The sequence below is a fragment of the Commensalibacter papalotli (ex Servin-Garciduenas et al. 2014) genome, assembly GCF_000527695.1.
In the GTDB taxonomy this organism is placed as follows: domain Bacteria; phylum Pseudomonadota; class Alphaproteobacteria; order Acetobacterales; family Acetobacteraceae; genus Commensalibacter; species Commensalibacter papalotli.
In genome coordinates this window covers 1-23,083 of record NZ_ATSX01000002.1, presented here as the reverse complement: position 1 = coordinate 23,083, position 23,083 = coordinate 1, and the positions used below count along the sequence as shown (strand labels likewise).

The window sequence follows — 23,083 nt, the reverse complement described above, 5'->3', positions numbered from 1 at the left end:
ATCAATTTTAAAAGCGAGGTAGAGACACAGTGGATCAAGAATGTTTGGCATTAGGTTTTTTTGATATTCCTGTTCATGAAGCAGCAGCAGCAGCTGTTTTGCGTGTATTAGAGGCTCATGGCATTATGGATATAGAGCTGATCACAGGTGAAAATGCAGCTATGTTCCAAGAGTTGAGTTCTGGAGGGATAGATATATTCACGACGCTATGGACACCTGATGTGCATCAAGATACGCTAAATTCTGCTTCTTCTATGAAAGCTATTGGAAATTTATATCAACCCTCTTTATTCCTTGCTTTACCAACAAAATTCAAAGATCGAGCGACTTTTATTGACCAATTGGGGTTACTCTCTGAAATTGATCGACAGGTTACTGTGCCAGAAACTATTTATAATCGTTTACAGTTGGTTTTTGAAAGTTACGGGTTAATAAATGCAGGGTATAGTTTAAAAGCCATCCCTGATGAAGAGGCGATCAGTCAATATAAAGATATTATGAGTTCTCAAGAGAATAAAATAATAGCCTTATACTCCCCAAGTTTTATCGAAGATTCCGATATGATGTATAAATTGCAGGATCCCAAGAATTTATTAAGTGAGGAACAAAAGGCCGTAATTTTGGTTAAAAAAGATCTTATTGATTCTTTGGGGGCTGACTTGATTGATGAGCTTGAAGAAATGACTCTGGGAAATCAAGTGATTAAACTTATGGAACAAGCAATGCGTGTTGATGGTATGGATGCACATGAAGCTGCAGAAGCTTGGCAACGTGGAAAGTTGGTAGTAAGAACATAATGACAACAGAACATGATCAACAAGATATCAGTCTTGCACAACAATACGAAGCGTATCCTTACCCAGAACGTAATCCACTAGATGAGAAGAAACGTCTATTTATTGGCAGTCCTAGTCATTTGAACGAGATTGATTATTGGGTTTTTGGTGGTTACAGAAAAGCAACAGACCCATTGAGAATATTAGTTGCTGGATGTGGCACTGGGGATGCAGCCATTATGATGGCTCAACAAATAAGCCGTCAAAATTGTGCTGGTGAAGTAGTTTGTCTTGATCGTGCCGAGGCTGTTTTAAATATTGTCAAAGAACGTGCTAAGGTGCGTGAGTTAACAAACTTACGCTTTGTGCAGGGGTCTATTTTTGATTTGCCTAGTCTTGATCTGGGCAAGTTTGATTATATTGATTGTTGCGGCGTATTGCACCATTTACCTGATCCTGACAAAGCATTACGTATTTTAAAAGGGACATTGAATATTGGTGGTGGCATAGGTTTAATGGTTTATGCTCCACATGGTCGTACTGGCGTATATATGCTTCAAGATGCGCTTTCATATCTTGCTCCAATTCAAGAAAAACCAGCTCAACGTTTAGAGATGGCGAAACGGATTATGCGTCATCTTCCGCAAACAGCGTGGTTGCGTGCTAATCAAAATTTTGGCGATCATTTAACAGGTGGTGATGCTGGGTTGTATGACTTGCTCCTTAATCCAAGAGATCGTGCTTATACTGTTGATGCGTTGTGGGATCTTATTCAGCAAACGGGTTTTGAAATTAATGCCTTTATTGAGCCTGCTCGTTATGATCCCAAATATCTCATTACCGATCCTAAATTCCGTGAAAGAGTAGAACAACTTGATTTGCGTACGCAAGCGGTTGTTGCCGAAGGGTTGGTAGGCAATATGGCAACACATGTTGTTTATATTCGTAGGTCTGAAGATGAGTTATCTTTTGTGGACCCATTAGATCTAGAATCGATTCCTTTTATGCGGGAAATGCCAGGAGACATCTTGGCCAATCAAATATTACCCTCTAATTTACTGCCATTTTCTTTTGGTACATTAACAGTGATGATTCCATTGCCTGCTCAAGCCAGGGGATTTTTGGGCCTCATTGATGGGAAGCGTTCTTTGGGTGAAATTATAGAAGTTGTTCGAGCTAGAGGTGTGCCAGAGAAAAAAATATTGCCATTGTGGCAAGAAACCTTTGAAAAATTACGATCTATTAACCAATTATTTGTCAGAGTTTCTGAATGAACAGGCAGCCGATCCTTGTTTTTGGTGCAGCATTAAAAGCGGATGGAACGCCACAAAATGTTTTGATTGCCAGGGTTAAGGCTGCGGTTGCCTATGGAAATTCATCCTTGTCATCTTTATATATTGTCACTGGTGGAAATCCAAAACAAGGAATAACTGAAGCAGAAATGATGAAGCGTCTTTTGATACAAAGTGGCGTAAATGAAGATCAGATTATTTGTGAAGATAAAGCAGCTAAAACAATTGAATCTGTTATTTTGTGCAGTGCTTTATTAATTAAATTGGGTTTCTCACAAAAGAAAACGCGTATTGTTGTTGTTTCAAATGCATATCATCTGCCTCGATGTTGTTGGTTGCTCTATTTATCAGGGTGGCGTACGCGCTCTGTGGCAGCATTAGGAAATGCTTCTCGAAATTTTTATAAATGCTGGAGCTGGCGTTTACGTGAAATTCCTGCAATAGTATGGAATAGTTTTCGTATTTTACTTTATTGATTTTGGTTTTTAATAATTTATTATTTTATAGTTGAATTTAGGAATAATTAATGACGGTTTGTGCTTTTCTTTTCCCTGGTCAGGGTAGCCAATATGTTGGAATGGGTAAAGAGCTTGCTAAAGCTTTTCCGATAGCACGTGAGGTTTTTCAAGAGCTTGATGAAACTTTAAAACAACCTTTATCTAAAATAATGATGGACGGACCAGAGGATGAGTTGATGCTGACGCAAAATGCTCAGCCCGCATTAATGGCGCATTCAATGGCTGTAATTCGTGTTTTGGAAAAAGAGGCAGGGTTAAATCTTGCTCAAAATATAGCTTTTGCAGCAGGGCATTCTTTGGGAGAATATTCTGCTTTATGTATGGCAGGTGTATTAGATTTTGCGACAACAGCATCCTTGTTACGTTTGCGCGGAGATGCCATGCAAAATGCGCTTACCAAAGGTACGGGCGGAATGGCAGCGCTACTAGGTACAGATATGGAGCAAGCCCAAATGATTTGCCTTCATAGTAGTGAACCTAATTCTATAGTTGCTGTTGCAAATGATAATGGTGCAGGTCAGGTGGTTATTTCTGGGCATATTGATGCGATTGATCGTGCAATAACTTTTGCAGCAGAACAAGGGATTCGCAGAGTCGTTAAGTTGACCGTTTCAGCACCTTTTCATAGTCCCTTGATGCGCCCAGCAGCAGAAAAAATGCAAGAGGCACTCTCTGATACTTTGTTAAAACCGTATAATTGTTCTGTTTTGGCAAATGTAACTGCTCAACCTTATACGAGCCTTCCAGAAATTCAAGAACTATTGGTTAAGCAAGTAACAGCACCAGTTCGTTGGGCCGAGACAATGCAGTTTATGATCGATAAAGAGGTAGAAGTTTTTTTTGAAATAGGGTCAGGTAAAGTATTATCCAATCTGATGCGCCGTACTGCCAAAGATCGTCAAGTATATTCCATAGGGGAACCTGCTGATATTGATCAATTTGTTTCTATTTTTTCAAATTCTAAAAGCTAATCAGAGGAATTGTTATGTTTAGATTAGAAGATAAAGTTGCATTAGTTACCGGGGCATCTGGTGGTATTGGTAGTGCTATTGCAAAAGCATTGATTGTTCAAGGGGCAAAAGTTGTTTTGTCAGGCACCAGAGAAAGTGTGCTTAAAGAGGTGCAACAACAGTTGGGTGGCGAAGAAAAAGCTAAAATCCAAGTGGCGAATTTGACAGATTCAGAATCTGTCGCTGCGTTAATCCCCAACGCTGAAACTCTTTTTGATGCTCCTATTGATATTTTGGTAAATAACGCGGGATTAACCAGAGATGCATTGGCATTGCGAATGAAAGAGGCTGATTGGCAAACTGTTTTAGATGTGGATTTATCAGTTCCTTTTCGTTTAAGTCAGATTGCGGTTAAAGGGATGATGCGTCGTCGTTATGGACGTATTATAAATATTGCCTCTATTGTGGGTGTAACAGGCAATGCAGGGCAAACTAATTATTCTGCTGCGAAAGCAGGGCTGATTGGGATGAGTAAATCTTTGGCTTTAGAGGTGGCCAGTCGTGGAATCACAGTAAATGTGGTAGCCCCTGGCTTTATTGAAACGGCCATGACCGATCAATTGGCAGAAGCACAACGCGACAAACTATTGGAAAAAATTCCTTGTACGCGTATGGGTAAAGTTGAAGATATTGCTGCAGCTGTTATTTACTTGGCTTCTGATGAAGCACAATGGGTTACAGGTTCAACACTTCATGTGAATGGAGGGATGGCAATGATTTAAGCAACCAGGTGTTGTAAAAATCATATATTGACGTTATCTTAATAAAGAATTATTGGGTTACTTATAGACTAAGGATATGTAAATATTAAGTTTGGCTTGGCTATTTATCATTAATGTGATATGCCCCTTGCTGATATGTTGCATAATAAAGATTTGCTATGACAGCAAGCCTTTGAAATATAACAGAGTTAAGACCACTATAATCATTGCTTATAACAAGCAGAAGGAATTAAATTAGATGAGCGATATCGCCGATAAAGTTAAAAAAATCGTTGTTGAACATCTTGGTGTTGAAGAAGCAAAAGTAACACCAGAAGCTTCTTTTATTGATGATTTGGGCGCAGATAGCTTGGATACAGTTGAGTTAGTTATGGCTTTTGAAGAAGCATTCAGTGTTGAAATTCCAGAAGATGCAGCTGAAAAAATTGCAACTGTTAAAGATGCTATTGATTATATCGAAAAACAAAAGCAATCAGCTTAGTTTTCAAGATAATTACACTTAATTTCAAGAGGCGTATAGGTTAACCAGATGGCAGAAAATAAATCAATTTTTCAGCGTCGAGTAGTAGTTACTGGTATGGGGATCGTTAGTCCTCTTGGAATTGGTATTGATAACGTATGGAATCGTCTGATTGCTGGTCAAAGCGGTATTAACGCTATTTCCAGCTTTGACGCATCTAACCTTCCTGCCCGTGTTGCGGGTGAAGTGCCTGTCGGGACGAAAAGTGAAGGTAAGCTGGATCTTGGGGAATGGATCCCCGTTAAAGATCAAAAAAAGATGGATCGTTTTATTCATTTAGGTCTTGTTGCAGCGATGCAAGCTGTTGAGGATTCTGGATGGATGCCACAAACAGAAGACGAACGTTGTGCGACAGGCGTAATGATTGGTTCTGGTATTGGTGGATTACAAACGATTTATGAAGCCTCAGTGAAGGTTCATGAAGGAGAAAGCCGCCGAATTTCTCCGTTTTTCATACCATCTTCTTTAATTAATTTAGTTTCAGGCTATGTTTCTATAAAATATGGCTTTAAAGGTCCTAATCATGCTGCTGCAACGGCGTGTGCTTCTGGTGTTCATGCTATTGGGGATGCGAGCCGATTAATTGCTTTGGGTGATGCTGATGTAATGGTTGCTGGTGGTGCCGAAGCTGCAGTGTGTCCGTTGGGAATCGCTGGTTTTGCTTCTGCAAGGGCATTATCAACGGGATTTAATGATACCCCAACAAAAGCTTCTCGTACTTGGGATAAGGACAGAGATGGTTTTGTTATGGGTGAAGGTTCAGGCATTGTTGTACTAGAAGAATATGAACATGCCAAAGCGCGTGGTGCAAAGATTTATGGAGAAGTTATTGGATATGGAATGTCTGGTGATGCCTACCATATTACTGCACCAGCCGAGGGTCATGATGGTGCTTATAGAGCAATGCGTGCAGCTATTAAAAATGCAGGGATTTCAGTCGAAGATATTAACTATGTTAATGCTCATGGAACCTCTACCAAAGCTGATGATTTAGAGCTAGAGGCTGTTGAACGTCTTTTTGGTGATGCTGGAAAAAAACTAGCAATGTCATCCACTAAGACATCTACGGGTCATTTATTAGGTGCAGCAGGGGCAGTAGAAGCAATTTTCTCATTACTTGCTATTCGTGATAATGTTGTGCCGCCCACGTTGAACCTTGATAACCCATCACAGGAAACTGTTATCGATCGTGTCGCACATGAAGCTCAACAACGCCAAGTGAATATTGCTTTATCAAATAGCTTTGGTTTTGGTGGAACAAATGCTTCTTTGTTGTTTAAAAAAGTTTAAAAAATAACTACTTCAAGGATAATCAGTATGCGTAAATTCGTCATTGTTTTGGGCGCGTTGCTGGTTTTCCTTGGGGTTGTTTTTGTCTTTGGTAAAAGTATTTATTCTAAACCAGGAATATTAGAAGCAACTAAAAATGTTGTTATTCCAAAAGGAAATACTAATACTGTTTTAAGCCATTTGCAAAAAGAGCGTGTACTTGCTCAAGGTTTTCTTAATAAATTTGTTTTTCAAGCCGCTGTTCGAATAACGGCGGATCAGGGTGCATTACGTGCAGCTGAATTTTCTATTCCTAAGCAAGCTTCTATACAACAAATTTTACAAATTTTGCGTCATGCAAAGCCTGTACAACATGAATTAATGATTCCTGAAGGATTAACTAGATATCAAGTTGTAGATTTAATCAATCAAGCCCCTTTTTTAGTAGGAAAGATAGAGGTTCCAGCGGAGGGGAGTATTTTACCACAAACATATGCATATGAGTTTGGCTATTCTAGAGAAAAGCTATTGGCACATATGCAAGATGCTCTACAAAAAACTTTAAATCAGGTTTGGAAAGATAGAAAGCCCTTAGAGGCAGTTAAAACGCCGCAAGATTTATTAACCATTGCATCTATTGTGGAAAAAGAAACAGCTGTTTCTAGGGAACGACCAATGATTGCACGTGTTTTTATTAATCGTTTGCAAAAAAAGATGCGGTTACAGTCTGACCCTACAGTAATTTATGCTTTAACTGATGGTCATGGTAAACTAGATCGATTGTTGACGCGAAAAGATTGGGAAATAGAAAGTCCTTATAATACTTATTGGACGGATGCCTTACCTCCAACTCCAATTTGCTCTCCTGGTAAAGCAGCTTTAGAGGCTGTCGCGCATCCTGCAGATGGGAATATGATATATTTTGTTGCTAATGGAACAGGAGGGCATAGTTTTTCAAGTTCTTTAAGTGAACATAATCATAATGTTGCTTTGCGTAAGCAAAAAAAATAGCCAAGACTACCTTGGCTATCGATCAAATTAATATTTTTTTGTAGCTGGGGGTGGTGCTAGATTTTCTGATTTTATGCTGCCACTACCTCCGCTAGGTGCCAGTTTAATGGCACCAGAATCTATGTCATTGTTATCACTATCATTTTTTTTGCTTACGTTTGTTTTTGTAGCTTTTGTTGATGTAGTTGCTTCGCTGCTCAGTTTCATTAAAATTCGACGCAGCGGATCTGCCCCAGAATTATTGACGCGCATAGCAATTACAATGTCTTCTGGCCCTACAGTTTCATTGTAATAATTATGATTAGATTTACTGTTGATTTTAAGCTTAGACCCTTTCAAAGAAGCACCGGCAAATAATCCAGAACTTTTTTGAATTGTATAAATATTGGATGCACCACTATCAGCACTGCTATTGGCGTTTGCAGCCGTTGCAGCAGCAGCGGCACCCATTGTAAATTGGCTATCTAAAAGAGAGCGTAAGCTGGTCTCGTTCATAATAAACAGCATAATTTCTGTATTTTCGACACCTAGTTGTATTCCAAAAGACCCACTGGACATCTGATAAAATGCAGGGCTAGACCAAGAGCCTTGCGCATCTCTGGATAAAAGAACACATTTTCCACCAGAGCCACCAAAAACTAGAGAAATATGCGTAATAGATGGACATATCATGACAGCTCTTGCTTCTTTAAGTCTATTATAAAGCTTGTCATCAGTAGAGACACCACTATAAATGTCTTGAACGGCCAAGGTTGCATGATCAACTAGGGATTGTTCTGATTTTGTGCTTGCATATGCGCCATTTCCCAACATCAGGCCAAGGGTTGCGGTAAAGCAAAGAGAAAGATATTTATAAGAATTAATGTGTTTCATCTTTTAAAATAACGTAAATAAGGTTCAAGATAATATGAATTAAGAAGAACTTAATGGCATATTTATGGTGCTTGATAGTAAATCAGCTAAACCAGGGGCTGCGGTTAATAAAGGTGTTGGTTGATGTAATCCCCCGTCTTTTAAGAATGGAGAAACTTTTGCTCCTGCTTCTTGCAGTAAAACCAGTGCCGCAGCAACGTCCCATAAATTAATAGACATTTCAAAATGCCCATCCAGCCTGCCGCTTGCAACATCGACCAAAGACATTGTTCCTGATCCTAGGGTGCGGATCATAGCACCTGTTTCAAGAATAGCATTGGCGTATTTTAAAAAATCTTCTTTTTTACTGACGTGACTCCAACCTAATTCCACCATAGATATTTTAGGATCGGTAACTGGTGAAGCGTGGATTTGTTTACCGTTCATAAAGGCACCATGTCCAAGTCTAGCAGTGTAAAATTCTTTTACAGGTGGTGCTGAAATAATACCTAATATTGGGGTATTGCCTTCCATGAGCCCCAAGGAAACACACCATCGGTTACGGCCTCTGGCATAATTCGATGTACCATCAATTGGATCAACAATCCATCTTAAAGCACCAGTTCTTGTTTCACCTTCTTCTTCACCTTGAAACCCATCTTCAGGAAAAAGTTTTTTTATTTCAGCAGAAATAAAGGCTTCAACCTTGCCATCAGTTTCAGTTAACCAGTCTTGTGCATGTTTCAGCGATCCTTGAGGGCCTCCTGGAGGAGGGCGCATTGTCAAGGCCATTTCAGCGGCTTTTTGAACAATAGCTTGTGCTGCTTCAAAGCGATGAGAAAGGGCGTCCGTCATAATAAGTTAACCTTCAAGATGAGCATTTCAAAAAAATATAGAATGGAAGTAATCATTATATATAGTTTCTGTTATGCTAAAAAAATGTTAAAAGTGAATGAAATTTACAAGTTCATTTTGAATAAATGATGGCGTATATCAATTTTAAACATAAAGTTTATGCTTTTTAAAGTTGGATATCAATAGAAGATAGGTGTTTAATAGAAAAACACTGTGTTAAATTAAATATTGAGAAGGAATAAATAATGTCACAAGAATTTAAATTAATCGCCACGCTAGATTTAAAACAAGATGCATGGGAAAAGATCTCTGCTGTTGTTAATGAATGTGTTGCTTTAACCCGTCAAGAAGAGGGTAACCAATTTTATGCAGCTCATTTTGAACGAGGCAATCAAAATCGTGTTGTATTTATTGAGCATTGGGCCAATCAAGAAGCTTTTGATTTACATATGCAAACAGATCATTTTTTAAATCTTTCTAAAACGGTTGAGCCTTACTTAGAGCGTCCTATGCAAATTTTGTTTTTAACCGAGATTAAAGAGTAATAGGGTTATTAAGCGTGTCGATTTATGAGACAGATATCTGGCGTTTAGGCATTATCAAAGCGCCAATGGCTGAGGTCGTGACAAAAGGCGTTGATCATGTGCATTGGCTGGATGAAGAACCAGCCTTTCAGTTTTTAGCAGATCCTTTTGGTTTATGTTTAGATGAAAAACTTTACGTTTTTGCAGAAAGTTATAATTACAGGGATCGGCACGGACGTATAGAAGTCCTGGTTTATAATAAATCAATGCAGCTGTTAGATAGAGCCTTGGTTCTTGAGGAAGCTTGGCACTTGTCTTATCCAATTTTAATAGAAGATAAAGGCAATATCTATATGTTGCCTGAGGCATTTAAATCTGGAAAAACGACATTATACAAAGCGACTTTATTTCCTTATCAATGGCAACCAGTTCAAGAATTTTCTTTCCCAGACATTGTTATTGATCCGAGTGTCTTTTTCCATAATGGTCTTTGGTGGATGTTTTATACGCCTGCCGATTCAGGTTATAGTCGTCAAAGTGTATTATCTGTTGCGTATTCTGAAAGTCTAGTAGGTCCATGGCAGTTACATCCATGTAATCCTGTTCGAATAACACCCTCTAGCTCTCGACCAGGGGGTAGTGTTTTAGTAATTAATGGTGACATTATTTTACCAACCCAAGATTGTACAAAGACTTATGGAGGAAGTTTATCTTTTCTGAGAATATCAAAATTAACACCAGATGATTTTGAAGCTCATGTTATAAATCAATTATTTCCACAGGCTTCAATATTTCAAGATTACTGCCAAGGTGTTCATACATTAAGTGCTATGGGGGAATATACTTTGATCGATGCCAAGAAGATGGCAGTATCTCCAATAGAGCGATTAAAGATAGATATTGGTTATCACGTAAAAAAGAAATTGGGATTATTGCGGGGCTTATAATTTTGAGCAAATAAAAGATTAGCGTTATTAATATTGCATATTTTATGTAGATGTAAAACTTTGCATACGGTTAAAAACTTCAAATCCGATCGTATTAAAACGTTTTGTTGAAAATTGTGTGATTACGGTTTCTCTGGCTAGCTGTCCCATCGCATAAAGATCTTGTGGTTGAAGAAGCAACTTGTATAACGCATCAGCTAACGCAGACGGATTCTCTGGAGAAATAGTTAGGCCTGATTTATGGTTTTCAATAGTAAAAGGTAACTCACCAACAGCACTGGCTACGACAGGTAACCCAGCTTGCATAGCTTCATGAGCAGCAACACAAAAACCTTCTGAACGAGAAGGCTGAACATAAAGGTTATATTGGGAGAGAGTTTGCGCCACACAAGAGGTAAATCCCATTAACTCAATATGGTTTTGTAATTGATATTGATGGATAAGATTATATAAATTTTTATATTCAATCCCTTCCCCATAAATAGAAATATGATAAGCAGGAACGTTTGAGTATTGATTTAATAAATGACAAGCTTGGATTAAAATATCATAGCCTTTGACAGGATGTAATCGTCCCATAGAAACGATTTTTACAGTATGATCTGATTGGCAAACTTTTGCCTTCAAAACATTTGGATTTGCCTTGAAAATAGGCCAAGTCATTATTTTTTCTTTAGGAATATGTAGGCGTTGTTGTGTAAATTGTGTAACTCTTTGAGAATCACCTAACCATAATTTAGAGAAAGAGCGAGTTGTTTTGAGAAGTCGAAGATTCCAAGGTTTTAAATAGGCTGCATGTTGCCAACTTATAACTGGAATATTGTGTCTCAATCCTACAAGTTGCCCTAACAAAGTGGCTCTGGTTAAAGAGGTCCATAAGTGAGTAGGTTTATAGTTGCGAATCTGCTGGTTAAGCCAAAGTAATGTTTGAAAGTGATCTTTGATACCACCCTCTCTTATTGAGACAGGTATATTTGCTTTGTGTATAGCAGGTAAAGCTTTACCATTTTTTTGCGTCAAAGCAAAGACTTTCACCTCAGCGCCATAGTCACGCATCAAAGACAAAATAGAAGGGACGGGAAAGGCTGCTCCACCACCTTCAAGAGAGTTAATAATATATGCGATGCGCATCAAAGCATTTAATCTTGAATAAGTTTATTTACGAGAATTAAATCTTCGGGTTTGTCGACATCAACAGCGGCTTGCCCCCAAGGCATAAATATAAAATGTGTTTTCGCTTTGGTTAATTTATAAATTCTTTTTTTAAGTGCATTGCGCGTAAGGCATTTTAATAGATACCGTAAAATAATTGGGTATCCTAACAAACATCCCATTTTGATGGGTTTTTTACGATGTTGCTCAAGTTTTTGCCATAATCGTGCGACTTGTATGGCTTGGGGTGTTCTGAATAAGAATAAGTTACATCCTGAAAAAGAACCATCAGCAAGATTGATATAAGTTCTTTTTGTATCGGGCACGTCGGCTTCGATTTGCTCTTTTAATGCAACACCAACAGCAACATCACATTGTGCCCGTTCTGCTTCTTTTAAGAAAAAATCAGCCCATTCAGGCTTTAATAACGGATTATCGGCTGTTGTTACTAGTAAAGGAGTCCCTAATTCCTTAATAGCCTCAATTACACTGTCACTGGGGCCAAGAGCCGCAGGTAAATAGTGAATATATTCAGGTAGGATATCTTTGACAATTGATTTGTTTTCAATAATAACAGCAATTTTGTCAACTTGGCTGATTTGAGACAAAGCTTGGACGACGTAATGAATCATTGGTCGTCCCAATATAGGAAGAATAGCTTTGTGAGAAACGTGGGCTTGTTTTGCCAGAGGATCTTGTTTGCCTTCTCTGGATCCAGCTAAAATTAAAACATTAACAGTTTCACGTTTCATATTTTATCCTAAGCAGCCTTTTGGTTTTCTTCAGCTGCGGCTTTTTTCTGACCACGAAAATTAGAGCCTGCAGGGCGATCACGAGGGGGGGCACCCGTTTTAAGCATTACCCAAGGATAGTGTTCAGCCTGTTTTATATCATATCCCATGTTGAATACGGTTGGGCTACGAGTACGACTTTTTGCATCTTCATAATAAGTCCCAAATAGCTTATCCCAAAAATAATTAGTAATCCCGTAATTGCCTTTTTCATCATGAAAATGGTGTAAAACGTGGACTTGTTTAATATGAAGAACATATTTTGATTTTGGTTTATACCCAAGATGTTGAATACAATGGAAAAATTCATAAAAGCAAGACATGTAAAGAGCAGTTCCTATTGCAGCAAAAAAGCCAGGGAATCCACCAACAAGGTATCCCAGTCCACCTGGAACAATTAAAATCGTTGGAAGTGTATTCAAAGGAGAGCCAAATAAAACATTTAATAGATGTGGGTCTTGATGATGATCAAAATGGATTCTTTTCCATAATGAAGCTGTCCATTTGATACGATATAAAATAGAAACATGCATAATCCAGCGATGGATAATATACCAAATCAAAGGGAAGCCAAAAATCATTAACAAAACGGCACTAATAACGGGAACCCATCCTGTGAATGTATAGTAAACACCCACAATACTGGCGAGAATAAGGCCAAAATAAAGCAAAATGGTGCCGTGTGTTAGATAGGCGACCCATAATTCTTTTAAGTTCATTTTACCTAGATCGTAGCTGCGCCCAGATTTGAGATCTTTATTGCGCATGATTTCGAGAATAGATTGGTTTTTCATGGTTTTTCTTCAATCATTAAAATAATAGCACTCATTGCAAAGATGAATATTAAGAGCGAAGGAATGACTGCTAACGGTGCAGGCAATGTCCCAGCTTTACCTAAAGCTCGTAGAACTTCCTGAAAAATAATAAATAACAATCCTGCTCCTAGACAATATATAGGCAACCAACTTTTTAATCCAGCTCTCGGTGGGATAAATATGACTGGTATGGCGACGATTAACATTATTATAAATGTAAAAGGCAAAAATAATCGTGCCCATATGGTTGTTTTAATTATATTTGTTGGGGTACGAAAAGGTTCGGCCTTATCAGATAATTGTAAAAACATATTATGGAGAGTTTGTGGCAATGAGGGCATAGAAAGGTTTATCAAAGTACGAGGTGTTAAAGAAGTTTCCCAGATTTTATCCTCTGGTTTGGTAAGATCTGTATATTCAAGAGGTGTTCCTGGTGCAATATGAAGTACTTTGGCATTAACAAGAGTCCATTGTTTATTTTTATATTCTGCTGTCTCCGCGGTATAAATAGCTTCGAGGTGAGATAAATCTTTACGTTTATAAATTGTTAAACCAGATATGGTACTACCACCATAAGCAATATAATTAACACTTATAATATCTAAACCTTGATAAAAATAAAATTCTTTATCCTGCTGAGGAGTTAGGTTGGTTTTATTCCACCAAATTGCTAAATTTAGTTCTGTTTTCGGTGTAATATAGTTATGAAAAATAAAACAGATGACACCAAGTAACAAAGTTGCAGGTAATAGTTTTTTTATCAGCCCCACAGTTGATAATCCAGCTGAACGTAAAATAGTGATCTCACTGTTTAAAGTCAGCTGCGTTAACATAACAATGGATCCAATTAACATACTTAAAGGTAGAACAGAACTAAAAAGTAAAGGTAAATGGAGCCCCATATAATGGACTATTCCTTTCCATCCTAAATGTCTTTCTAAAATAGGAGACATTTGTTCAAGAAGGGTTAAGGCTTCCATAATTATGGTTAATATCAGTGCAGACCCTAAAACTGTACTTAATAGTCGTGCAGAAAGATAAATAATCAACTGATGTTGTTTAAACATATTTTTCATTATTTACCTATAAGACTAGCGGGACGTTTTAATAAAAAGTTGAAAGAAAGTCCTAAAGAACCACTTTTAAAACGTAATATAGCGCAACAAAGAATGAAAAAAAGGAACAAAGGCAGCCATAAAGCAATCAGTGCTGAGTGATGCCCAGATGCAACCAATTCAGATCCTAATTGTTGAATATGATCATATGTTACTAAAGTTACTGCAGCAATTAATGGTGCCCCCCAATTACGTTTTTTACGTTTTTTAATAATGGCTAACCCTGTTGCTAGAAGGGGGATGCATAAAATTGATAATGCCCTTACAAGGCGAAAGTGAAATTCTGCTTTAATATCTAATATTTTAATTTTGCCCGTCGATACGTCAACAAAATTAGTAGGATGTCGTAACCGTTGATAAAGCTCGACAATAGTTAGTTCTCTTTCATCATCTCCACGATTGCGAAAGATAACCTTCTTTCCTTCTTGTTTTAGTTGTTTTTCTGCCTGCGTAAAATCAGTAATATTATTTTTACCGTTTGAGGTTAAAGTCAAGTTTTGCCCATTGTATAAATTTAGCTGTATTTTAGAACGGTTGTCAGCTGTATAAAATGTACCTGTTTTAGCAATAATAATATGTTCGATTGGTTTTTTTTTCTCATTAAATGTTTTTTGACGAATAAAAACACCAGATAAGTGTGTGCCGTGATCTGTAGCTTGGTCTACAACCATCACAAGATTATCGCTTGGTTTAACAATGGTATGGCTTTGTATATTGGGAACCCAACCAGCATGCGACGCGTAAAAATAAGCAGCACGAAAATCATAACGTGCATAAGGTTGGATGTAACCATATAAAATAATACATGAAATACTAACCACGATTCCACTTAAGATATAAGGGCGCGAATAACGTAACAAGGAAATCCCAGAACTCAATAAAGCATCAATTTCGTTGTTAATGCTCATTTGCCGCACACTGGAGAAAACAGCAACACAAAGTGCTGCTGGAATAGCTAATCCTAGATAATGGGGAACAAGATCAGCAAGTAATCCTAAAAAAGTACTAAGAGGGCTGTTATCTGAAGCCAGTAGATCAAGCAATACAAGTAACCGTGCAAGCATTAATGCTGCAAGGATAATCCCAAGTGCAATTAGAAATGTCGGTAATGCCAGATATATACAATAATGATCCAAAGTTCCAGGAATAGGACGAGACCAAAAAAAATTTTTATGATGTGAGGATGAGTTATTATTTGACAAGGGGAGAAACTAAAGTTGGTGGTTTAGATAAAAGCAAGATTTTTCGATAAATTGTTGGTTTTTATCTATAGATCTGACTGAAAAATTAACGTGAAGGTGATCATTATGGGAGTCGATAACAATTTTTCGCCATGCAGCCTGTCTTTGCATACGAACTGCATTTGATGACGCCGAGGCAATCCCCAGCATTGGAATATTGGTATTAAGAAACTTTTGCGTCGTAGTTTTATGAGTATGGCCATACAGAATCATTTCTGCGCCTTCTTCAAGAATGATTTCTTTTAATTTACTTCTGTTTCTCAAAGCTTTTCTTTCTTTGGTAATACCAGAGACAGGGGGGTGGTGTAACATAACAATACGGAATAATTTCTCTTCTTTTGCTTTGTGTAAAGCTTCTTTAATACGTTCTAATTGATTTTGATCAATATATCCACTGGCAAAAAAAGGTAATGTTGGAACAGCAGTAGAGATTCCAATAATCGCCGTTGTATCTGTTTTTGTAATGGTTGGATAATCATCCTGACGATATGCCTTTGTCCAAGGGGTCCAATAGGCATGTGTATTATACCATTGTGTTTGAACCAAACAATCATGATTTCCTGGCACAACGCGAATATTCGGAAAAGATAATTGATGTAACCAGTCTGCGGCTTGTTTAAATTCTTCTGGCAAAGCAAGATTAGTTAAATCTCCCGAAATTAAAACAAGATCGGGCTGATTGGCTTGCATATCTTGAATGACAAGATCAAGATTCTTCTTTTGTAAAATTAACCGCCTCTTTTGCCAAGATAAGAAGCTTAAAAAACGTTTATTACAAAGGGATAGCTTTGAAAATTGAAGCGTCTCTATAGGTAAATGAAGGTCAGAAATATGAGCAATCGTAAAGCGTTTCAAAAGTAACTATCCTTTAGCTGATGATCTTTCAATCATAATAATATATAAGTTTGCCAGAATATAGTTGATTTTTTTATTGAATTTTTCATAAAAGACAAAAGAAGTATATATAAAGCGTTTAATATATACGAATGTTTTATTACGATGCTTCTGTCTGAAAAACAAGATCTATAGAATGTTGGAAACAGTTTGTGACCCAAAAAATTGCTTTGATTAGAAATCCAACCAGTCGACTAAATCAAAATAAAAACCCAGATTTCTCGGAATTTGCGTCAAGTTGGCTAGGACATCGCTATTGTGTGCCAAACACCATAGAACAATTAAATAGTATGCTGTCTCAATATGCATCAGAGAATATAGAATGTATTATTGTTGATGGTGGGGATGGAACGATCAGTCAGGTGATGACGGCTATTTATCATGCTTATCCACCAGATAAGTTACCGAAACTGGTTATTTTGCCTTCGGGTAATACTAATTTAATTGCCAAAGATATAGGTTTTGGGATTCGTGGAATGGAAGCATTACAACGAGTTAAAATTTTATCGGAAAGAGAGCGTTTAATTAACTCTGTACAACATCGTCATGCATTAAAAATAGAATGGTTAGACTCTTCAAGGCCAGCTGTATTAGGGATGTTTTCAGGTACTGCTGCTTTTACGAGAGCGATTAATATAGCCCATGATCCAAAAATTCTTAAGAATTTTGCTCATGATTGGGCTGTTGGTATTACAATTCTTTTTGCCTTGCTAAAGTTATTTGCGCCTAAAACACGGGACTTGTGGTTAAAAGGTGAGCCTTGCCAGATACAATATGACCAACAGGAAGTTACTAAAGAGAATAGTTTTTTATTTTTAGCGACAACATTACAAAGCCTTTCCAGTGGTATGTGGCCTTTTTGGGGAGGGAAATATGATGATCAACGGTTACATTATCTAAATGTGAACGCTTATCCTTCTAAACTTATATCTGCATGTTTTACGTTATTGCGTGGAAAGACTCCAATGTGGTTGCGTAATAGCCCTTCCTATCAAAGTGGAGTTGCACAGCGAATCGCTATGAATATTCAACAAGAGATTATTCTTGATGGCGAGCATTATGATACAGGGGATAATCATGAGGTTTATTTCTCGGTTGGCCCTGAATTTTCTTTTGTACGTTTATAGTTGTTCCTTATGTCGATGACCATACTTTCAGATATCGTTACTCAACTGAATACTATACCCACATGTGTCTTTAATTTTATTAAATCCATTATAAAAGAGAGGAACCCTATAGGAGTTCTGTATTATGGGTCGAGTTTGTGGAAGCAAGATTTAACAGGGTTATTAGATTTTTATATTGTATGTGAAGATCTAAGTGATTGGTATAATGACAAAACGGGCCGCTATTTTGCTAATGTGCTGTTACCTCCTAATATCGAATATCATGAATATAAAGAAGGCGAGGTTGTTTTAAGGGCTAAAGTAGCGATTCTATCGTTAAAGCAGTTAAGGCAAGCAACAGGATTGCAATCCATTGATACCACTATGTGGGCACGGTTTTGCCAACCTGTTAAAATTATGTGGAGCAGGAATGATCAAGCTTGCCAAGATTTGTTTGGCTGTCTCGTTCGTGCTGTCGCAACCGCTAGTTGGTGGGCTGCATATTTGGGTCCCAAAGAAGCAAACGGTGAAGAATTTTGGTGTAATTTATTTGCGCATACCTATAGTGCAGAATTACGAGTAGAAGCAAAAAATCGTCCTATGTCTATTTTAGAGAATAGAGAAGATTATTTTATTCAGTTGTTAGAAGTCGGTTGGAAAGGGTTATCGATTCCTTTTCAACACTCACAAACAAACTATTTTACAGTAAATATTTCGGATAAAGAGCGACAAACTGCTTATAAAAAATGGAACTTTAGGAAAAAAATGGGTCGTCCTTTGAATATTGCACGACTTATGAAGGCAGCATTTACATTTCAAGGTGGTGCTGAATATATTGCTTGGAAAATCAAGCGACATCAAGGAATAGATTTGAATTTAACACCGTTTCAAAAGAAACATCCTTTAATCAACGCACCCTGGATTCTAATAAAACTTTATCGCCAGGGTGTTTTTAACCGTTAATTTTTTTTCAAAGGAACGCCCACATCTTGAGCGGCTTGGATATAGATTTGTACAAGCTTGTCAATTTGTTCAGTTGTATGTGCAGCAGCAATACTTGCGCGCAATAATGGGCGACTGTCAGGCGTTGCAGGAGGCAGGCTGAGGTTTATATATGCCCCCAACTCTAACACTCTATTCCAAAAACGAGAGGCTTGAACAAGATCTTCTAAAATTACAGAGATGACAGAGCTAATATCAGGTCCTGTTAAGAATCCCGCACTTTGTAATGCATGATAGAACCGAGATGCATTATCCATTAGTTTATGCATTAACTCAGGATGATTTTTGATAATCTCCAGATTAGCTTTGGTTGCAGCAATTACTTCAGGAGGTAAAGACGCTGTAAACATATAAGGTCGAGTGCAAAGGCGTAACAGATCCATTTGTGGATGATCTGAAACACAATATCCACCAACGGTACCTAGACTTTTAGAGAATGTACCAACGGTAAAGTCAATATCCGCTTCTACTTGATCTCGTTCAGCAATTCCACGGCCATGTTCACCAAAAATACCAAAAGAATGTGCTTCATCAATCATTAAATAAGCATTTTCTTCTCTTTTAACTTGGGCAAATTCTTTTAGTGGAATAACATCACCAAACATAGAGTAAACGCCTTCGACGACAACCAGCTTAATGCCAGGAATATCGCCAAGCCTGCGCATACGTTTGCGCAAATCATCAGCGTCATTATGGCGAAAGCGAATAATCTGAGCTTGGCTCATACGACTGCCATCATAAATACTTGCATGACAATCAGCATCTAGGAACAGATAATCGTCTTTTCCTGCAAGGGTAGAGACCATACCCAAAGTTGCTTGATATCCTGTAGAGAACACCATACAAGAACGACGATTAAAAAATTTTGCTAAATCTTGTTCTAATTCTTGATGTAAAGAATAAGTACCATTAGCGATTCGTGAACCTGTCGTGCCAACCCCATATTGCATTGCTGCATCTGCAGCAGCATGACGTGCAGCATCTGATTGGCTGAGGCCAAGGTAATTATTTGTGCCAAACAGCAAAGTTTCTTTACCATTAATGATTCCGATTGTAGCCGAAATCATCTTTTCAATCGTAGTACCAAAAGGATTATGTTCTGATATAGATGAGAGATGTGCAAAGGCAGTTTCAAGCGTTTTAAATTTGGTAAAAATATCCATAAAAATTGAGCTTTTTACTTTAATGAAATAATGGCTTCGGCAAGATCACGAATTGTGCGAACGTCTGTTAAACGATCCAAAGGAACAGAGACATCCAATTTGTCTTCAATTTCCATAACAAAATTCATAACAGCCAACGAATCGAATTCTAGGTCTTCGATAATTTTGCTATCTGGAGTTATATTACGTGGAACTTTTGGATTTTCCATGAGTGTTTCTATAATCGTTTGAGAAACGCTTTCAATCGTTTCAGTCATGACGGCATACCCTTTATAATTAGATTATATTAATAATGGCTGATTATTTTTAATTCTACAACCAGCCTTTTGATCAAAAGCTTAGGCGCTTATATTAAACTCTCCATCCAATAACATTTTGCGCGCACGTGCTCGGGTCAGTTTCCCTGATGATGTCTGAGGTAAACTATGCGGAGGAACTAGGATTACAGAGACTTCAACCCCGTGTTGACGTCTGAATAGATTGACCATTTCTTCTTGCAATGTTTGACGGTCTTGAGGATCAAGAAAGCGACATTGTACTAATGCTACGATGGATTCGTGCTCATCGGTATCTACAGAAAAAACAGCAACATCACGACTTCTGAGTGCTGTAAAATGATGCTCTGCGGACCATTCTAAATCTTGAGGCCAAATATTACGTCCATTAATAATGATTAGATCTTTTTCACGTCCTGTAATCACTATTTCATTATTTAACATATAGCCAAGATCACCAGTTCTCAACCAACCATCAGCACTTAAAATACGTTTGGTTTCTTCTTCTTGATGAAAATAACCTTTCATCAAGCTGGGTCCACGAACGAAAACGCTTCCAACATGACGTTCTGGTAAAATATTTCCTTGCTCATCACGGACTTCCATTTCATGGCCAGGTAAAATAGGGCCACATAATACAAACGTGCGAACACTTTGATGAGGATCGTTGCAAGGTTTAGCAATTCCATCTGTTTCGAGAATATGCAAATCAACTGTATCTGTTTTTACCCCAGTATCCAAAGGAGCAAAGGTTAAAGCCAGTGTTGCTTCAGCCATACCATAACTGGCGACAAAAGCTTTTGGACTGAAACCATATTGTGCATATTGTATGGCAAATTGTTCTAGAATATGAGACCGGATCATGTCACCGCCGATTCCAGCAGCTCTCCAACTTGAAAGATCTAGCTCCATAGTTGATGTGGGTGCTCGGCGTGCACAAAGCTCAAATCCAAAAGATGGACTGTAAGATAAAGTGCCTTTGTTGCGACTGATAATATCTAACCAAACAAGCGGCCTTCTGGCAAAATCTCTTGTTGGGAGTAGATCAATACTTAGTTGACAGGTTACTGGAGTAATGAAAAAACCAACTAATCCCATATCATGATAAAGAGGTAGCCAAGAAACGCAGCGATCGCCAGTTTCTCTGACCACTAAACCATATTTTGCAATGGCATATACATTTGCCAGACACGCTTTTTGTGTCACAGCAACACCCATTGGGAAACGTGTGCTGCCAGATGAAAATTGTAAATAAGAAATATCATCACTATCAATAATTGGTAATTCAATATCTTTATCAGCTTTGATAGCCATAAGTTCTTCAGGAGTACCACCAAAACATAATGAGAACCCATCAATAATTTCTGGTGTCCAACTTTGTATGGTTTGTGCGGTGATGACTGCCTTAGCTGTGGCATTGTGTATCATGCCACGTAATGTATTAATATATGCAGATTTGCCAGCAAACGCTACAGGTAAAGGCATAGGAGCAGGGATAAGACCTGCATATTGGCAAGCAAAAAAGATGCGACTGAAATCGCTATCGCTTTCTGCAATAACAGCAACGCGATCCCCTTTTTTAAGGCCAAGAGTTAATAGTTTTCCAGCTGTTTCTTTGGCTTGTTCTTTTAACAAAGAATAAGGAAGTGATTCTAATAAAACTCCTTTGGCTGAATAAAAATTAATTCCAGACTGACCTTGTGCTGCATAATCTAAAGCCTCAGCAAGAGAAGTAAATTCACCTAGACGTCGCTTTAAGCCAGATTCAGTCGGAGTTGGATAATTTGCTATTTCCACAATTAAAATTCCACCAAGTTTATACAAACAATTGTTATACTCTGTTTATCTTACGCTTTTTTTAGATAATCAACAATTGCTTTTGCCCCAATGTGTGCAGTGGGACAGTTTAATGTTCCAAATGTATTGCGTATATAATCTTTTTGTAAATGAAGAAAGTTTTTTTGTAAGGTAAATGCTTTATTGATTTTTTCAATAATATGATTAGGCGAGGATATAACAGGTCCCAAAGCCCAAGATTGATAATTTTCATCACGCTTCCAGTGAATATTATGAGCGTTTAAAAATACACATGGTCTTAATTTAATCAGGAATTCATATAATTGGCTACTGACATCTCCTAAATATAAATCTGCTGCAATTGTATATGTCATATCTATGCTACGTTCACTTCCAAGATCAATTAAAATATGAGGATGCTGTTTGTAAGCTGCAAAAACCTCGTAATCTTTCGGTGATGGGGGATAAAACAGTCTAAAGTGTGGAGCAAAAATAAGGTTATAGTGATTTTGCTCAGCGAATTGTTTTAAGATTTTATGTCCAAATTTATGCCAAGAGGATAAATGTCGTTTAAAGTGCGGGTTATACAAAATGGTAGGTTTATCATTGTTGAATAAAACAGGTTGAGGTTGCTTCCTTAATATATGAACGATGTCAAATTTCGCGTACACCCCTGTTTGGTATCGTCCAGGATGAAGAGAGTCTTGTTGTAGTAATCTTTGTTCAATCTTTTCACCTGCCATCAGGATAAAATCAAATTTACGCACATCTTTTGCGAACCCGACTGCTCTATCTCCTGCACCATGACGAGTCCATATGAGCTTCGGTTTGGTAATTCCAAATTGCTTTAAGTAAAGGGAGGTTCTCTCAGGGACAATAATAGCTGAAAATTTTTGAAAGAGATCACGGTTTAAATACAATGTTAGCAATTTTAAAATTGCATTGGTTCCATGCAGCTTAATTCTTTTACGAATAAGACTTGGAAGGGAAAAAAGATGATAATGCAAATTGGTGTTGGGATATAAAGCAATAATAGACTGAATATAATTTAAGTGTTCATGAGTAGTGCATGCAATATGCACTTCGATATTAGGGTGTTTACGTGCTATCTCAATCGCAATCGGCAGCGAGTGTAAAGTTTGATGAGGTTGAGCAATATAAGAAAACAAAAGATTCATTAAAGATTAAAACCTTTATTAAGGTTAATGTCTGAACTTATAAAATTTAAAATTTTGTCAAAATTATAGAAAAACGAAAAAAAATTAAAAAAATTAAAAATAAGGGTTGATTAGTTATAATCTTTTGTGTAGATAAGTCTTCACGCCGACGATGTTAGCGTAAAATACTTTCCGACTGAGTGTTGGGGTGTTCATTGACAAGTAAATAGGATGAGAAGGGGATATGCTGGTAGCGTATTTGTCTTGGGACTGAGAGAT

The 23,083-nt window shown here is 37.6% G+C and carries 24 protein-coding genes; 12 read left to right on the top strand and 12 right to left on the bottom strand.

From position 1 onward, the window contains the following. Nucleotides 1-29: 29 nt before the first annotated feature. The 8 genes from COMX_RS07125 (at nt 30) to mltG (ending at nt 7,118) form a co-directional block, all read left to right on the top strand. Nucleotides 30-797 (top strand): glycine betaine ABC transporter substrate-binding protein, encoded by a 768-nt coding sequence (locus COMX_RS07125; RefSeq protein ID WP_034339324.1) that lies wholly within the window; start codon nt 30-32, stop codon nt 795-797. Next, nucleotides 797-2,050 (top strand): class I SAM-dependent methyltransferase, encoded by a 1,254-nt coding sequence (locus COMX_RS07120; protein WP_034339321.1) that lies wholly within the window; start codon nt 797-799, stop codon nt 2,048-2,050. Before COMX_RS07125 ends, COMX_RS07120 begins: the two co-directional genes overlap by 1 nt. Beyond that, nucleotides 2,047-2,544, top strand: coding sequence for a YdcF family protein (locus COMX_RS07115; RefSeq protein ID WP_034339319.1), 498 nt, complete (start codon nt 2,047-2,049; stop codon nt 2,542-2,544). Before COMX_RS07120 ends, COMX_RS07115 begins: the two co-directional genes overlap by 4 nt. 50 nt (nt 2,545-2,594) lie before the next feature. Further along, a complete protein-coding gene (gene fabD, locus COMX_RS07110; RefSeq protein WP_034339316.1) occupies nt 2,595-3,557 on the top strand; it encodes an ACP S-malonyltransferase in 963 nt (320 codons plus the stop codon). A gap of 14 nt (nt 3,558-3,571) precedes the next feature. Further along, nucleotides 3,572-4,318 carry a 3-oxoacyl-[acyl-carrier-protein] reductase gene (fabG, locus tag COMX_RS07105; RefSeq protein ID WP_034339314.1) on the top strand — a complete coding sequence of 249 codons (747 nt, stop codon included), beginning with the start codon at nt 3,572-3,574 and terminating at the stop codon, nt 4,316-4,318. 238 nt (nt 4,319-4,556) lie between these two features. Further along, entirely contained in the window at nt 4,557-4,799 is a 243-nt protein-coding gene (locus COMX_RS07100; protein WP_008854809.1) for an acyl carrier protein, read from the top strand. 48 nt (nt 4,800-4,847) lie between these two features. Beyond that, nucleotides 4,848-6,128, top strand: a complete 1,281-nt coding sequence (gene fabF / locus COMX_RS07095; protein WP_034339308.1) for a beta-ketoacyl-ACP synthase II — start codon at nt 4,848-4,850, stop codon at nt 6,126-6,128. A gap of 27 nt (nt 6,129-6,155) precedes the next feature. Beyond that, a complete protein-coding gene (gene mltG / locus COMX_RS07090; RefSeq protein ID WP_034339306.1) occupies nt 6,156-7,118 on the top strand; it encodes an endolytic transglycosylase MltG in 963 nt (320 codons plus the stop codon). A gap of 27 nt (nt 7,119-7,145) precedes the next feature. Here mltG and COMX_RS07085 read toward each other — a convergent pair whose 3' ends face one another. Then, nucleotides 7,146-7,991, bottom strand: a complete 846-nt coding sequence (locus COMX_RS07085; protein ID WP_084051556.1) for a lipid-binding SYLF domain-containing protein — start codon at nt 7,989-7,991, stop codon at nt 7,146-7,148. 39 nt (nt 7,992-8,030) lie between these two features. Beyond that, nucleotides 8,031-8,825, bottom strand: coding sequence for an inositol monophosphatase family protein (locus tag COMX_RS07080; RefSeq protein WP_034339303.1), 795 nt, complete (start codon nt 8,823-8,825; stop codon nt 8,031-8,033). A 245-nt stretch (nt 8,826-9,070) separates the two neighbouring features. Here COMX_RS07080 and COMX_RS07075 point away from each other — a divergent pair, with 245 nt between their 5' ends. Together COMX_RS07075 and COMX_RS07070 are read left to right on the top strand one after the other, a co-directional pair. Further along, the gene (locus tag COMX_RS07075; protein ID WP_051461999.1) at nt 9,071-9,370 is read left to right on the top strand and encodes a putative quinol monooxygenase; all 300 of its coding nucleotides are present in this window, start codon (nt 9,071-9,073) and stop codon (nt 9,368-9,370) included. Nucleotides 9,371-9,384: 14 nt separating this feature from the next. Beyond that, entirely contained in the window at nt 9,385-10,296 is a 912-nt protein-coding gene (locus COMX_RS07070) for a glucosamine inositolphosphorylceramide transferase family protein (RefSeq protein ID WP_034339301.1), read from the top strand. Nucleotides 10,297-10,338: 42 nt separating this feature from the next. Here the strand turns inward: COMX_RS07070 and COMX_RS07065 are convergent, their stop codons facing one another. Genes COMX_RS07065 through COMX_RS07040 form a run of 6 tightly spaced genes read right to left on the bottom strand, consistent with a single transcriptional unit; the run spans nt 10,339 to nt 16,265 of the window. After that, nucleotides 10,339-11,427 (bottom strand): glycosyltransferase, encoded by a 1,089-nt coding sequence (locus COMX_RS07065; RefSeq protein ID WP_034339299.1) that lies wholly within the window; start codon nt 11,425-11,427, stop codon nt 10,339-10,341. Between the two features lie 8 nt (nt 11,428-11,435). Further along, the gene (locus tag COMX_RS07060; RefSeq protein WP_034339297.1) at nt 11,436-12,200 is read right to left on the bottom strand and encodes a nucleotidyltransferase family protein; all 765 of its coding nucleotides are present in this window, start codon (nt 12,198-12,200) and stop codon (nt 11,436-11,438) included. An 8-nt stretch (nt 12,201-12,208) separates the two neighbouring features. Then, nucleotides 12,209-13,033, bottom strand: a complete 825-nt coding sequence (locus COMX_RS07055) for a sterol desaturase family protein (protein ID WP_235176825.1) — start codon at nt 13,031-13,033, stop codon at nt 12,209-12,211. After that, on the bottom strand, nt 13,030-14,130 hold the full coding sequence (locus tag COMX_RS07050) for an LptF/LptG family permease (protein WP_051461998.1): 1,101 nt from the start codon (nt 14,128-14,130) through the stop codon (nt 13,030-13,032). Before COMX_RS07050 ends, COMX_RS07055 begins: the two co-directional genes overlap by 4 nt. Continuing rightward, complete coding sequence (locus COMX_RS07045) at nt 14,130-15,371, bottom strand: LptF/LptG family permease (protein WP_084051555.1); 1,242 nt, start codon at nt 15,369-15,371, stop codon at nt 14,130-14,132. Before COMX_RS07045 ends, COMX_RS07050 begins: the two co-directional genes overlap by 1 nt. 9 nt (nt 15,372-15,380) lie before the next feature. Continuing rightward, nucleotides 15,381-16,265, bottom strand: a complete 885-nt coding sequence (locus tag COMX_RS07040; protein WP_051461997.1) for a metallophosphoesterase family protein — start codon at nt 16,263-16,265, stop codon at nt 15,381-15,383. Between the two features lie 191 nt (nt 16,266-16,456). Between COMX_RS07040 and COMX_RS07035 the strand changes: the two genes are divergently transcribed. Continuing rightward, on the top strand, nt 16,457-17,431 hold the full coding sequence (locus tag COMX_RS07035; RefSeq protein ID WP_034339295.1) for a diacylglycerol/lipid kinase family protein: 975 nt from the start codon (nt 16,457-16,459) through the stop codon (nt 17,429-17,431). Nucleotides 17,432-17,440: 9 nt separating this feature from the next. Continuing rightward, nucleotides 17,441-18,373 carry a hypothetical protein gene (locus COMX_RS07030; RefSeq protein WP_152534193.1) on the top strand — a complete coding sequence of 311 codons (933 nt, stop codon included), beginning with the start codon at nt 17,441-17,443 and terminating at the stop codon, nt 18,371-18,373. Here the strand turns inward: COMX_RS07030 and spt are convergent. The 4 genes from spt to COMX_RS07010 form a co-directional block, all read right to left on the bottom strand. Continuing rightward, complete coding sequence (gene spt / locus COMX_RS07025; RefSeq protein ID WP_034339291.1) at nt 18,370-19,575, bottom strand: serine palmitoyltransferase; 1,206 nt, start codon at nt 19,573-19,575, stop codon at nt 18,370-18,372. The two genes, COMX_RS07030 and spt, sit on opposite strands and share 4 nt — an antisense overlap. A gap of 14 nt (nt 19,576-19,589) precedes the next feature. Continuing rightward, nucleotides 19,590-19,832, bottom strand: coding sequence for an acyl carrier protein (locus COMX_RS07020; RefSeq protein ID WP_034339289.1), 243 nt, complete (start codon nt 19,830-19,832; stop codon nt 19,590-19,592). An 81-nt stretch (nt 19,833-19,913) separates the two neighbouring features. Continuing rightward, on the bottom strand, nt 19,914-21,647 hold the full coding sequence (locus COMX_RS07015; RefSeq protein ID WP_084051582.1) for a fatty acyl-AMP ligase: 1,734 nt from the start codon (nt 21,645-21,647) through the stop codon (nt 19,914-19,916). 50 nt (nt 21,648-21,697) lie between these two features. Further along, a complete protein-coding gene (locus COMX_RS07010; RefSeq protein ID WP_034339285.1) occupies nt 21,698-22,825 on the bottom strand; it encodes a CDP-glycerol glycerophosphotransferase family protein in 1,128 nt (375 codons plus the stop codon). Between the last annotated feature and the right edge of the window lie 258 nt (nt 22,826-23,083).

What these genes read in the sequence shown, in the direction of transcription:
- COMX_RS07120 (WP_034339321.1), top strand. Translation starts at nt 797, where the DNA reads ATGACAACAGAACATGATCAACAAGATATCAGTCTTGCACAACAATAC.
- COMX_RS07115 (WP_034339319.1), top strand. Translation starts at nt 2,047, where the DNA reads ATGAACAGGCAGCCGATCCTTGTTTTTGGTGCAGCATTAAAAGCGGAT.
- fabD (WP_034339316.1), top strand. Translation starts at nt 2,595, where the DNA reads ATGACGGTTTGTGCTTTTCTTTTCCCTGGTCAGGGTAGCCAATATGTT.
- fabG (WP_034339314.1), top strand. Translation starts at nt 3,572, where the DNA reads ATGTTTAGATTAGAAGATAAAGTTGCATTAGTTACCGGGGCATCTGGT.
- COMX_RS07100 (WP_008854809.1), top strand. Translation starts at nt 4,557, where the DNA reads ATGAGCGATATCGCCGATAAAGTTAAAAAAATCGTTGTTGAACATCTT.
- fabF (WP_034339308.1), top strand. Translation starts at nt 4,848, where the DNA reads ATGGCAGAAAATAAATCAATTTTTCAGCGTCGAGTAGTAGTTACTGGT.
- mltG (WP_034339306.1), top strand. Translation starts at nt 6,156, where the DNA reads ATGCGTAAATTCGTCATTGTTTTGGGCGCGTTGCTGGTTTTCCTTGGG.
- COMX_RS07085 (WP_084051556.1), bottom strand. Translation starts at nt 7,991, where the DNA reads ATGAAACACATTAATTCTTATAAATATCTTTCTCTTTGCTTTACCGCA.
- COMX_RS07080 (WP_034339303.1), bottom strand. Translation starts at nt 8,825, where the DNA reads ATGACGGACGCCCTTTCTCATCGCTTTGAAGCAGCACAAGCTATTGTT.
- COMX_RS07075 (WP_051461999.1), top strand. Translation starts at nt 9,071, where the DNA reads ATGTCACAAGAATTTAAATTAATCGCCACGCTAGATTTAAAACAAGAT.
- COMX_RS07065 (WP_034339299.1), bottom strand. Translation starts at nt 11,427, where the DNA reads ATGCGCATCGCATATATTATTAACTCTCTTGAAGGTGGTGGAGCAGCC.
- COMX_RS07060 (WP_034339297.1), bottom strand. Translation starts at nt 12,200, where the DNA reads ATGAAACGTGAAACTGTTAATGTTTTAATTTTAGCTGGATCCAGAGAA.
- COMX_RS07055 (WP_235176825.1), bottom strand. Translation starts at nt 13,033, where the DNA reads ATGAAAAACCAATCTATTCTCGAAATCATGCGCAATAAAGATCTCAAA.
- COMX_RS07050 (WP_051461998.1), bottom strand. Translation starts at nt 14,130, where the DNA reads ATGAAAAATATGTTTAAACAACATCAGTTGATTATTTATCTTTCTGCA.
- COMX_RS07030 (WP_152534193.1), top strand. Translation starts at nt 17,441, where the DNA reads ATGTCGATGACCATACTTTCAGATATCGTTACTCAACTGAATACTATA.
- spt (WP_034339291.1), bottom strand. Translation starts at nt 19,575, where the DNA reads ATGGATATTTTTACCAAATTTAAAACGCTTGAAACTGCCTTTGCACAT.
- COMX_RS07020 (WP_034339289.1), bottom strand. Translation starts at nt 19,832, where the DNA reads ATGACTGAAACGATTGAAAGCGTTTCTCAAACGATTATAGAAACACTC.
- COMX_RS07010 (WP_034339285.1), bottom strand. Translation starts at nt 22,825, where the DNA reads ATGAATCTTTTGTTTTCTTATATTGCTCAACCTCATCAAACTTTACAC.